Source organism: Chitinophaga filiformis, from assembly GCF_023100805.1.
GTDB lineage: Bacteria > Bacteroidota > Bacteroidia > Chitinophagales > Chitinophagaceae > Chitinophaga > Chitinophaga filiformis_B.
Map to the genome: position 1 here is coordinate 5,920,385 of NZ_CP095855.1, position 12,997 is coordinate 5,933,381.

The window sequence follows — 12,997 nt, forward strand, 5'->3', positions numbered from 1 at the left end:
TGGACAGGCTATTTCTCCGGCGGACAAACCTGCATCAGTTCTACCGCGCTGCTGGCCTCATATGATTGCACAATGCCGGAAGGACAAGGCACTTTGTAATTCCGGTACATGATCCCTCTCGCAGCATCCCGGTTTCCCCATGCCATATTGATATTCTTCCGGATCCATGGCAGGTATTGCTGCTGTCCTGCCTCCTTCACCAGTGTCATGATATAGTGGCCGAAAATCGCTTTCAGTACCCCCTGTTCATTCCAGTCTCCTTCAGCGGGCAGGATACCATCGGCATCACACATATGCTGCTGTGTATAGTCGGCTCCTTTCTTTGCATTGTCCAGGTAAGACTGCTGACCGGTAGCCTTGTACAACATGACGGCCGCGCCGATAAAAGTGCCCTGGTTATAGGTATAGTCAGAGAACCCTTTGTGACCGTTAACGTTGTTATCTGCCACCCGGCCTGTGGTGCTGTCTGTCAGGTTTGCCAGCGACCAGCTATAGATGTCTTTCGCTTTATTCAGGTAAGATGTATCCTTCGTGATGTTGTACAATGTCATGGCGGCGATCACTGTCGGGAAATTGATGCAGGAATTCTTGCCTGAATGTTTAAAGTCCCACCACATACCGCCAGCTGCGGGATCGTATGATTCTTTGCAGACATACTGAAATCCCTCTGCAGACCTGTCCAGGTATTCCTTATTACCGGTGATCTCATGCGCCCTGGCCAGGGAGATGATCCACCACATCATATCATCATAGATAAACCACACTACCTTGTTACTCCAGTTATACCTGTCATAACGGTTATAACCACCCTGGTAGAGGTCGTCTATCATCTTACGGTGCGTTGCATCGCCGGTACGTTTATAGGTATCCATGATCAGGTCCCAGTACACGGCCTGTGTCCAGATAGCGCCTATATCTTTCTTTTCCGTATTGGAATAATACAGTTTATCCGTAGTGCTATAGAAATACTGGTTGAAGGTATTAAAAGCAGCAGTAGCATCTTTTGATGTAAAAGAAACAGGAGGCAATACCGGGGGATCTATGGTACCTGTACCCGGCGTATTGCTTTTACTGCAGGAGATGCTGCCCAGCAGTACCGCAATGGTCAGAAAACAACGTAATTTATTCATCACAAAAACAAGTTGGTATCAGTTAAATAAATATTACCATCCGGGATTCTGCACAAGCTGTTTGTCGTTATTTACATCATTGGATGGTATCGGGAAGAAATAATGGCGCCTGTTGAACACCCTTGTTTCAAAAGTCACCACCTTCAGGAAGTCCGGCATATCGGCACTGATGTTCAGTCCGTACATAGGTCCATTCTGTGTCTGCTCTCCTATCTTCCAGCGGCGTACATCAAAGAAGCGGTTATTCTCGAAGGCCAGTTCTACCCTTCTTTCTTTACGAATAGCCTCACGCATGGCATTCTGACCAGCAGGAGCCGGCAATTCGGCTGAGCCATATTGTGGTATACCTGCCCTTTCACGGATCAGGTTCAGGTACTTCAGTGCATCAGGATTGGAAGGATCTGCTTCATTTACACACTCTGCGTAGCTCAGGTAGACCTCCGCCAGGCGTACCAGTATGACCGTGCGGTTGGAGATATCCCATGCGCCAAGTCCCATGGCCTTACGGACAATGTAACCGGTAGGGGAATAATCGCCGCCACCTGTCTGTTTACCAGAGTTACCTGTATTATACAGGCGCGTGGTGATCTCACCAAAAGACCTGTTCAACCAGGTGCTGCCGTCAAAAGTGATGTTCACATAGAAACGTGGTTCCCTGTTCACCCACTGGTTGTAGATCTCTTTCTCATGCGTATCGTATGGCGTCCGGAACATAGAAGTGCCTTCCTTCATGTAACCGGATAATGGATCGTCTATGCTTCTGCCGTTCTTCATGAAAAAGGCATCCACCATGTTCTGTGTAGCACCCAGACCGCCACTGCCTCTTACATCGCGGGAGCTGGCACCATTGTGGTAAGGGGTCAGTTCATACTGCCGGGGACCAATGGAACTGCCTGGTCTGGCAAAGATCACTTCCTTGTTCCAGTCGGTCAGGATCGCATCCCGGCAGGACAGGTAAGGATCATAATTACCGTTGGCATCGTTCTTCCTGAACAGATCATAAGTGCCGGGAACAAACGTGGAAAGAAAGGCCTTATAAGCTTCCGCAGCCCTGGTCCATTTATTGACATCAAAGGTCTGGCTGATCAGGTGTTTACCATCTTTATTGGCCATATCAGCAAAATCAGTATTGCCGTTATACAAAGGACTGGCGGCGTACATCAGGGCATTGGCACGGAAAGCCAGGGCAGCGCCCTTCGTAACACGGCCATAGTCTTCATCATTCTCCTGTGTGACAGGAAGATCTTCCGCAGCCTTGGCAAGTTCTGTCGCCACATAATCCACGCACTCATCAAAGGAATTGCGCGGCAATTGCAGGTCCGCGTCCACAGGAGGCGCCTTCTCCCCCAGGATGATCACCGGTCCGTAGATGCGCATCAGGTAGAAATAATACATCGCCCGCAGCGCCCGGGCTTCTGCCTTGTATTGCTTGATCTTGTCGGGCGACAGATCTTTGATCGCATCTGCATTTTCCATAAATACACTGGCGCTGCGGATACCACGATAAAAGTTGCGCCAGTAGTCGCCCACAAAACCGGAGTTGGCATCCCAGTTGCCGATGTTCACGTCATTGGATTGCACAAAGCCCCATACATAATCGGCTTCATCAGAACCACCGGTCCACAGACCGCGATTATTCTCGGAACCGGGATTACGCTGTCCGTATTCATCCGGCACACTACGGTACACATCTGCCAGGAAGCGTTGCGCGGTACCCCATGTTCTGAAAGTTTCATCTAAGGTCAGCCTGTCGTCCGGTACCTGGTCAAGATACTTTGAACAGGAGGACATGAGTACAATAACGAGGAATAGATATAATAGCTTTTTCATCATCTTAGCTTGTAGTAATTAAAATCTCAGGTTCATACCCAGGGAAATGGTCTTGATGTTAGGATACCTGGAACCATTATCTGTATTCAGTTCAGGGTCCCAGAGTTTGAACTTGCTGAAGGTAAACAGGTTGATGCCCTGCAGGTAAACAGACGCATTGCGGATGCCCGTTCTGTTCAACCAGGTGGTAGGCAGGTTGTACGCCAGCTGTGCCGACTTCAGTCGCAGGAAGCTCACGTCTTTTATCCACCAGGAGCTGGCCTGTGTATTGTTCTTATTTTCCGCTTCTCCATATGCCAGTCGCGGATAGAATGCATTCGGGTTAGGATTATCTACTGTCCATCTGTCTTCCGCAATAGCGTACGCATTGGTCAGACCGCCGCCACCATTGAATGGTATGATGGCCGATCCTGCCAGCATCCTGTCTGCATCAGAAATTCCCTGGAACAGCAGGCCGAAATTGAAGCCTTTGTATCCCAGGTCAAAGCCAAAACCATACACGGTAGTGGGCAGATCGCCGCGGCCAATTTTAGTAACATCATAACTGTTGATGATGCCGTCGCCATTCAGGTCTTTGTACTTGATATCGCCGGGTTTTACTTTGGACTTATCTCCTGGTACTGCACTCTTGTTCACCTCATCCTCACTGCCAAACAATCCCTCCGCAATATATCCGTAACGTGCCAGCACATTATTGCCCCTGTGCTCCATCCATGGATAGGTCTGCGGCGGACGGTCGTCTTCTATCAATACATCTTTTGTATAAGTGATATTACCTCTCAGTCGCAGGTCAACCTCACCGATCCTTGTGCTATATTCAAGCGTGGCGTCAAAGCCTTTGTTATCCACGATACCGAGGTTGGCAAACTGCTGGTTCTGCAATCCCATGAAATCTACGTTCGAAGCCCTTTGCAGGAAGATGCCGGTACGGTGTTCCTTGAACAGGTCCACGATCACAGACAGGCGGTCTTCCAGGGTACGGAATTCAACACCCAGGTCCTGTTTATTCGATACAGACCATTTTACATTCGTTGCATAGCGGTTGATATTGATACCTCCAACATCATTAAACGTTCTGCCATACTTATATGCATGATCATACGTACTCAGGTTTGTAATGTAGAGGAAACGTTCTCTCGCACTTCCGAGACCAGTATTACCATTAGAGTAGCGGAATTTCAGGAAGGTGATGGCTTTCTTCAGTGGTGCGAAGAACTTCTCTTCAGAGATGATCCAACCCACGCCTACTGCAGGGAAGAACCCGAAGCGGTTGCCGGGTGCAAACAGTTCGGAACCATTATAACCGGCGTTCACTTCCAGGAAATATTTATCTGAGTAGGAATAAGCAACCCTGCCGGCAAAACCCAAAGATCTTTCGGGGATGGAGCCGATAAAATCCCCTGCCAGTGCATTTGTTTTGTCGCTGGAATAAAACAGTGCCAGTCCGCCGAAGCGATGTTTACCAAAGCTTCTGTCGTAATTCAAAGAAGCTTCGGTATAGAATTTACGACTGGTCTGCCTGTCGTTGCCGTTATTATCAAAGCCCAGATAGGCGTTCCCCGTGAATGTTTTCACGAGGTTGAGCGTGCCATCCGGTTTGTAAGGCATGTTCTGATCAGGATAATAGGTATCCTCTCTCTTGGAGCGGGTAATATAGTTCTGGTTATAGGTATCGAACGCAAACATGACGCTGGCGGTCAGTCCTTTGGTCAATGCATCCAGTTCCTGTGTAGCCCTTAAATTGGAGAACAACTGGTTGCGGAACTCATTGCGGTAACCTCTGCGGGTCAGGTCTGCATAGGGGTTACGGAAACCACCGTTAGCAGATTGCCCCGGCACCAGGCCTCCGGGATACATGATGGGGTAAGCAACAGGTGCTGCGTCCATCGCACTCTGGAAAATATCAGCAGAATTAATACCGGGATAATTACCATTGGAGAAATAACCCTGCAAACCTACATCCAGCTTAGTGCTTTTAGTAACGCGCAGATTAAGGTTGCTGGTGAAATTGTACCTGTTGTATTTCATGGATGAATTGTACTTCGCCAGGTCATCTGTTTTCAGGAACCCTGACTCATTGAAATACCCCAGGGATACATAATACTGGGCGTTCTCCACGCCACCGCTGGCATTCAGGTTAGTGCTGCGGGTATGCCCATATTTATTGAATACGGCGTCCATCCAGTCCACATCAGGATACAGTAAAGGATCTGTACCGTTTTTAGTGTTCTGGATATATTCCTGCGAATATTTCGGATTCTGGTTACGGGTGGTCAATGCCTCATTGGCCAGGTTCATATAAGAGATGCCATCCAGCATTTCCGGGCGGCGTACAAAAGTGTTTACGCCCTCGTTATAATCCAGGTAGATCTGCGGCTTGCCTACCTTTCCTGTCTTCGTTTTTACCAGTATTACGCCATTGGCGCCACGTACTCCATATACAGCTGTACCGGCCGCATCTTTCAGTACGGTGAAAGACTCAATATCTTCCGGAGAGATATTATTGATAGAACGTTCCACACCATCTACCAGGATCAGGGGACCGGAGCTGTTACCATCGCCGAAGGTAGAGATACCACGGATCCAGATATCCGCGCTTCCCTTACCAGGTTCACCGGAACGCTGCACGCCCACTACGCCGGCAATACGGCCTGCCAGCATGGTGGTGATATCAGCCGCAGGCTGTTTGAATTCTGTTACCCTTACGGTAGATTGTGCGCCCACCAGGCTCACTTTACGCTGTGTACCGAAACCTACTACGGCAACTTCACCGAGCGATTTGCTGGCTACTTTCATACGGATATTCAGGCTGGTCTGATTACCCACTGTTACGACAACAGTTTCATAACCGATGAAACTAAAGGCTAATACGGCGTCTGCCGACTGTACGATCAGTTTGAACTTACCGTCATTGCCGGTGGAGGTCATGGTGCTGGCCCCGCGTACGGCTACGCTTACACCAGGCATTGGATTGCCTGTTTCATCCAGCACGATACCCGATACCACAATATCTTCCCTACCTGTTTTGGTAGCTACAGGCGAAGGATTGCCGGCGGCAGCTCTGCTGATCACAACAACGTTGTTGACCTCTGCAAATTCCAGCTGTTTGTTGCGGAGTAATTGTTCCAGCACGATGTCCAGTCGCTGGTTGGAGAAGGAGCAATCCTGGATGGGAAAAGAGCGTAACAATTGTTTGTCGTAGGCAAAAGTAACTTTCGTGGAAGAGTGCAGCTCCTGAATAGCTGACTCCAGGGAACCGCTTTTCAGGCGGATCGTGACATTGGTTTCTTTCAGGATCTGTCCCTTACCTGCATATACCGGCAGGAAAAGAGAGGCTCCCATCAGGAGAAGAACAGCAGAGAAGAGCCGTCTTCTGAAGGTCGTGGCAATTTTTTTCATACGTAGTTTAGGCATTAAGATGTTACGTTAGCAGTACTCCCGTGACATTGGTTGCATACAGTGTTTTCTTGTGTTTGCTTGTACTTGTCTGTTAGTGTTAGTCTGTTGGTTTTATTTATGGAGTGTGACCACGTGGCCGGTCACTTCTATCTTCAGGTTATGAATGGCAGCCAGTACCTCAGCGGCTTTCACAGGGTCCATCGTCGTGGATAATTCCGTGGTGTACCTCGTTTCCCGGATCTTCACTTCAGAAGTGGTCAGGCTGAGGCCGAAGTTCTTCTGCATCAGCACCACCATATCATCAAAAGAGGCGTCGTTCAGTACCATGGTACCCTGCCGCCATCCCAGGAGGCTTTTATCAATGGCGTCTACCGTAGCGGTTTTTTTGGCCCGGTCATAGGTCAGGGCCTGGTCTTTCACCAGAACATCTGCGCTGCCGCCTGCTTTTTGTACGCTTACCTTACCATCGGTCACGGAGACACTCATCCTGTTCACGCCTTTATAGGCGCTTACGTTGAAGGCGGTACCGAGTACAGTGGTAGTCAGCGGGCCGCTCTGAACGATAAACGGAATGGCGGGATTGCCTTTGACATCGAAGAAGACTTCCCCGTCCACGATGTCCAGCCGGCGTTCCTTGCTCATATCTTTAGGTATACGGATCACGGAACCGGCGTTCAGGGTAAGCTGAGAACCGTCTGCCAGCTGTATGGTTTTCCTTTCACCAATGGCGCTGGCAATTTCCGTATAGGCAGGGGCGGATTTATTGACCATATAATAGGTCAGCCCGCCTGCCAGCAGCAGGAATATGGCAGCAGCGGCCGCCAGGCTTCTCTTCAGGTAATAAACCTTCTTCCTCTCCAGTTCCGGTTGGATGTTCTGCCAGATTTCCCGGCGGATGGCCTCTTCCTGCTCCCTGCTGAGAGGGGCAACAGGCTCATTATCAAAGGACTGGTACCAGCTATCGATGGTGTCGGATTCCCTTTTTCCGGCCTGCCCCAGGAGGTATTGCCGGAAGATGCGCTTCAGTTTATCAGTTTCCAATGTGGAGGTTTTATAAGCTTATCCGGGAAATGGAGGTTTGGTACTAGAGAGAGGGAAAAAAAATTTTTAAGCAAAAAAGAAGAGCCGCCCCATTATATGAGACAGCTCTTCTTCTTCGTCTGATTATTTTCCTTAATGTTTCACAACTTTCATCGTCTTGCTCTGAGTGCCTTGCCTGATATTGATATAATAAATACCAGGTTGCAGCTGCCCGCCAAGCTGGTAATTTACACCGGCATTTATCCTCGCCGAATAAACGACGCTGCCGACGTTGTTAACAATGCTAAGCACCGCTGGCGCTTTCGCGGAAGAAGTCATTCTTACATTAAACACGCCATCGGAAGGATTGGGATATATTTCCGTCGTAAAATCGAGCTTGCCATGGGTGTTTAATTTGTTGCCGGCTACTGCAACCAGGCTTTGGTTTGCAGTCACGTTTTGCAGGGTATCCCCCGGCTGTAATGTCCGCACTTCGATAGCTGCCACCGAGCCGCTGTAAGGATCATACAATCCTTTTTTAGGATAAAAGAATACCATTATCAGGCCGGCATTATCTGCTTTCGCCCTGATAGTTTTTATAACAGCAGTGTTCAATTTATTGCCTGCAGCCTGATAGATATTGAAATCAGTAAGGCTGTCGAGACCATTGGTGGCCTTTATGCTAAAGATCCTCTTGTTCTTCTCTGCATCCTGTGGCTCAACAAAGTGCAGGCGGATGGTATAAACAGTATTTGGAGCGAGCCCACGCAGATAATAGCGCATCTGGGTAACATTGTCTTTGAATACACGTACATACTCATAGACCTGCGGAGGAGCCGGATCAGTAACCTGGGACAGGTCTACCGGGGCATTCACTTTTTGTACCCAGGTATAACCGGCATGCCATAGTTTGTCGGTACCGGTGGGGCCTTCCGGAACATATTGCGCAAAGATGGTATTGGCATATGGACCGGGAGGTGTCAGCGTGGTTCCCGCGTTGATGCCAAAAACGGCGTTTTGATTAGTCTTTAAAACTTCTATGCAATAATCATCCAGCCATACGGTGCCAAAGCCTTCTTTCGCCACCCAGTAAGTGAGTCCTGTCGCACTATCGGGCACAGTGATGGTATCTCTTACCTGCGCCCAGTTATCGCGGTAAGCAGCTACATTGTGCAACTCTTTCGAATAGTTGGCGTTACCTGTGGAATTGCCCTGGTTGTCTACAAACCCTACGCCATATCCAGCCCACCACGGATAGCCGGTCGCGTCTTTTTCTACCTTCACCCATTTGCTAAATACAATGACACTGCCGCCTCTTACAGGAATGGATCCCTGAATGTTCATACTGGTCTTCACTGTAGTAAAGCCCATTGTTACTGCTTTGTCGCCGGAATGGCCTTTACCGCTGACAGTGTATACAGCGCCGACAAAGGGCGAGTCCTTTTTAAAAGTAAGCCAGTTAATCAGGTCGCTTTCGAAGCCGTAGTTGGGTATGCCACCGCAGGAGTCAAAGGGCACAATGGTTACGGGTAGTGTAGCCGATACATTCGATCCGTCCAGGGCACTGGCGGTAATGGTAGCTGTTCCCTGCCTGATCGCGGTAATGATCCCCGCAGTGTCGACGCTGGCCACCGTTGCGTCGGAGCTGGTCCAGGAAACATTTTTGCCGGTAGTGTTGGCAGGCGAGAAAGTATATTTCATCAACAAGGTATCTCTGGCGCCGATGATAGCGGAAGATGGCTGTAAAGTAAGCCCGGTGGCCAATACATTGACCACGTGCACATTGGCCTGCGCAAAAATTGCCGGGTTTTCGGCCGATGCTGCTTTTATGATCACATCGCCTTGCTTGATGCCTGTGATCGTACCACTGCTGTTTACTTTAGCCAGCATCGTATCTGAAGACGTCCATACCACTTGTTTGTTGCTGGCTTTCGCCGGCGCAATGCTGGCAGTCAGCTGGGTGGTCAATCCCACAAATACATCTGCCGATGATGTATTCAGTGTCAGGGATTGAACGGGTACATATATTACGTTGTAGGTCTTAGTAGCTGTGAAGCCGCTTTCTGCCGAGGTTGCGGTGATGCTAACCGTTCCGGCAGATTTTCCCGTCACCACTCCGTTCAGGTCCACCGTAGCAACAGCGGGATTGGAGGAAAGGTAGGAGACGTTCCTGTTGGTGGCATTCAGCGGCGTAGTGCCCAGCTTCAGGGTATCGGTATAACTAACATACAGGTTGCTGCTGTCAGACTGGATGCTGATGCCCTGAAGCGGAATGATACGCGCCTCAATGGCGGCTATGGAGGCACTATAGAGATCGCCGGCACCGGTTTTGGGGTAGAACCAGACCTCTATCAGGCCTGAACTGTTAGCTTTCGCCTGAATAGTACGCGTTACCACCGTGTTCAACTTATTGCCTGCGGCCTGGTAAACATTGAAATTGACCAGGCTATCGCCATTGGCAGCCTTTACACTGAAGATACGGTTCGCCTTATCAGCATCGCTGGGCTCTATAAAGTGCAGGCGTACCGCGTAATTGGCGTTGGGAATAAGGTTGCGCAGGTAATAACGCATTTGAGTAACGTTGTTCCTGGAGATGCGCATGTATTCATATACCTGGCGGGGGGCAGGCTCCGTTACCTGGCTCAGATCCGCCGTGGCCGTAATGCGGACATTCCCGGTATATCCCGCGTGCCAAAGCCCGGCGGTGCCGCTGGGGCCTTCGGGTACATACTGGCCAATGGTGGTATTCTGGTACGGCGTTGCGGGGTTACCTGTCGTCCCTGCATTGATAGCCGTCACAATAGTGTTGACGATCAGCCGCACAGTTCTGCTGGCGCCTCCATCTGCAGCGGTAACGGTGAGCATGGTGGTATCCAGCTTCAGGCCTTTTATCACGCCGTTGGCATCCACGCTCGCAACACTGCCGTCAGCCACTGTCCAGATAAGGGTTTTGTTGGTCGTATTCGCAGGCGTTATTGTGGCCATGATCTGCTTAGGGGTATTCATGGTGCCGTAGACGATGCTGTCTATCGTAATACCGGTGGATATGGTCGGCGGAATGACGACAATTGTGTGTGTGTCTGTTTTTCCCCCATCGACCGACGTAACGGTGATCGTGGCGTTGCCTGCTTTAATGGCGTTCACATTTCCGAATGGGTCCACTTTGGCTACCGAGGTATCGGAAGAGCTCCAGGTAACTGCAGGATTGGTGGGGTAAGCAGGGGTAAGTTTTACGTTCAACTTAAGCGAATATCCTTTTACAATAGTGTCTGATGAGGCATTGATTATTTCCACCGACTGAACAGGGCCTGCTACCGGGGTGCCAAAAAAGATACCATTCCCGTGAGCGGAAATAAACATTCTCCCCTTGTTATCTGCTGCGATATTCGGCGCTACACCCGGTAGCCTGTCTAAAATGGTCGTCCATGTGCGCCCCGTATCGTCTGAACGGAAAGCGCCATAGTAAACGCCGTTGATCGGAAGGATCTGGCTGGTCGCGTACAAAGCCAGGTGCGCATTAGGTGTAGTATCCGACATAGCGGCTGCTATCCATTTGGGTTTAAAATTCTCACCTCCTACCCTGGTGAATGTCCTGCCTGTGTCTGTTGTATGATAGAGTGCGCTGTATTCCGGATATGTGTCATTATAATAGGCGATCCATACATCACCTGTTTTCCCCGGTGTTGCCTCCACATTGGAAGTAGTGGCATAAGCAGAGCCGTTCGAATTGTTGCCTGCATTGGCTGTAAGGCCTTCCGCAGCTGTTTTCACGAACGATTTGCCGCCATCGCTGCTTACAAAGAACGATCCGCGGTCCCATACGTAAAAATAATCGCCGTTCACCTTATCGGCTACGAGATGGTTTTCGCCCGGATAAAGCACCCACTGCGGCCCGGCAGGCAGGATGCCGGAAGCAAGGCCGGTGGATTTTGTCCAGTTGCCCCCCAGGTTATCGGACCAGTAAACATTACCCGGGCTGTTGCCATCCATTTGCGTGAGCCAGAGAATGTTCCTGCGGTTCGCCGACACGGCTACACGCCCGCGTATGCCGGGCAAGGTAGGAAAAAGCGTGTACGTATCGCCGCCATCGGTGGAGTAACCCGCACGCGACGCGCCGATATCGTTATTATCCGGACCGTCGCTGCCCACACGTACAATAAAATTGGGGTCTGTATACTGGTAGGCTACGCCCTGCATGTTAAACGCTGAAAAGATGTTGGTGTACAGCGCGGTATTGGAAACAGCGCCCGTGTACAAGGGCTCCGTAAGGGAACGGTGATGGGCGCCACCAACATCCGCAGTAACTGAGAGCAACTGGTTCTTACCGCTGGGAGGGGCCATCAGCGGGCCTGTTACCATAATCTCTTCCAGGCCTACGACACGGATCTTCCAGTTGGCAGTAGCGGCAAAAACATTATCCGTGCACAGTATATCCAGCAGATCATTGGTCCATACCCGGTTCGGGTAAAAGGGATCCCAGGTAAATGCGATAGGATTATGCCCCGGGGCGTTATATGATACGCCGTCATTCCTCGAATGCGGTGCCTCCGAATTATCGCGGGATATCTTTCCCTGTGTGTAGGAACCGGGAGCGCCACCCTGCGTTGAAACAAAATAAGGGTCCTTGTTCCAGGTGCCACGTGTACCTACAAGAATTTCATTTGAATTGGCGGGGTCTACTGCCACTTTAGAGAAGTACCTGTCGGATTTATTCGGATCCGGGTCCGGCTCCAGGGTTACGGGAGAAATGTTCTGCCATCCGCCACTCTTATACTTGTAAACGCCTTTAGGCAAATTCTCGGCTCCGGCAGATACGTACAGGGTGCCGTCCGCGTGGATCGTAGCCCGGTAAGGATATGCAGGGCTGTTGCTCATCAACGCGAAAGAGCTGCCGCCGTTTTCAGACGCGTATACCCCGTTTGACCGGCCAATGTAGATCCTCCTGGTGACAGGTTGCCCGTCTATGGCAACAGTACCGGAACTTTTATCGAAAAGAATAAAAGAGCAATAGCCCTGCGTGGTGACGTCGCTTACCTGCGACCAGCTGGCGCCGGCGTTGTCCGATTTCAGGGCGCCATTTTGGTCCGTTACCACCCATACACGGTTGCTGTTGGATGGATCTACCTGTATACGATCGCCGAATTGCTGCGTACTGTTCGGATACACCCTGATCGGTACATGCAGATCGGTCCAGGTATCGCCCCTGTCAGTACTTTTCAGTATGGTGCCCAGGTCTGATTTACCTTTGCCCGGCCCGGCGCCTTCACTGTCCTGCACCGTGGCGTAAAGGATGTTGCCGGTAGAGTCGCTGGGATCTACCGCGATACTGCCACAACGCTGGTGAAACTCCCAGTTCCAGTAAGTGACAGGTATTTTTTTGAACAGCATTAAATGCTCCCATTTCTGCAGGTTCTTGTTCCACCGGTAAGGCGTACCTACGTCAGTAGTGATGAAATAAAGATCCGGCACCTTAGGATGTGCCACAAATGAAGGCAGCGCACCAGAGCCGCCTATCCGGACCTGATTCCAGGTATACGTTTGCGCATTTACTTCCCGCGAAGCGGTCAGATAAAAAATTGTTAGCAATAGGATGGAGTAGATCGTTTTCATGTACATAG

At 50.3% G+C, this 12,997-nt stretch carries 5 protein-coding genes; all 5 read right to left on the reverse strand.

The genetic code is table 11. The annotated features are described in order from the left end of the window. Positions 1-8: 8 nt before the first annotated feature. The gene (locus tag MYF79_RS22965; protein WP_247810160.1) at positions 9-1,130 is read right to left on the reverse strand and encodes a glycoside hydrolase family 76 protein; all 1,122 of its coding nucleotides are present in this window, start codon (positions 1,128-1,130) and stop codon (positions 9-11) included. 33 nt (positions 1,131-1,163) lie between these two features. Next, entirely contained in the window at positions 1,164-2,963 is a 1,800-nt protein-coding gene (locus MYF79_RS22970; RefSeq protein WP_247810161.1) for a RagB/SusD family nutrient uptake outer membrane protein, read from the reverse strand. Positions 2,964-2,978: 15 nt separating this feature from the next. Further along, positions 2,979-6,359 (reverse strand): SusC/RagA family TonB-linked outer membrane protein, encoded by a 3,381-nt coding sequence (locus MYF79_RS22975; protein ID WP_247810162.1) that lies wholly within the window; start codon positions 6,357-6,359, stop codon positions 2,979-2,981. Positions 6,360-6,470: 111 nt separating this feature from the next. Further along, positions 6,471-7,400 carry a FecR family protein gene (locus MYF79_RS22980; protein WP_247810163.1) on the reverse strand — a complete coding sequence of 310 codons (930 nt, stop codon included), beginning with the start codon at positions 7,398-7,400 and terminating at the stop codon, positions 6,471-6,473. Positions 7,401-7,532: 132 nt separating this feature from the next. Then, a complete protein-coding gene (locus MYF79_RS22985) occupies positions 7,533-12,989 on the reverse strand; it encodes an Ig-like domain-containing protein (protein WP_247810164.1) in 5,457 nt (1,818 codons plus the stop codon). Positions 12,990-12,997: the final 8 nt, after the last annotated feature.